This is a genomic window from Undibacterium sp. RTI2.2 (assembly GCF_035018705.1).
Classification (GTDB): Bacteria; Pseudomonadota; Gammaproteobacteria; order Burkholderiales; family Burkholderiaceae_D; genus Undibacterium.
In genome coordinates, this window is sequence record NZ_JASJXN010000154.1 from 1 (window position 1) to 345 (window position 345).

At 56.2% G+C, this 345-nt stretch carries 1 pseudogene; it reads left to right on the plus strand.

From position 1 onward, the window contains the following. Nucleotides 1-345 (plus strand): annotated as a pseudogene (locus tag QN395_RS21520) (aspartate-alanine antiporter); the annotation flags it as partial.

Consider the following 345-nt stretch of genomic DNA (forward strand, 5'->3'; position numbering starts at 1 on the left):
TGATCGGCATTCTGATTGGCATGGTGCAGTTCCACATCATGGGTATCCCGATCTCGATCGGGAGTGGCGGTGGATGTTTACTCTCCGGCCTGATGTTCGGCTGGCTTCGCAGTGTCCATCCGGCTGTGTCGGCAATGCCCCTGGGCGCGTCCAACTTCTTGCGCGATTTTGGTCTCGCAGTCTTTGTTGGCATCGTCGGAATCTCGGCAGGACCGCAGGCATTGGTCGCAATCCGGCAGCATGGCTTCACACTACTGTTGCTCGGCGTTGGTGTGACGCTGATACCCCAAGTCGTTACTTTCTTTTTTTCGTGGTACGTCCTGCGCATTCGCAATCCGATCGAAG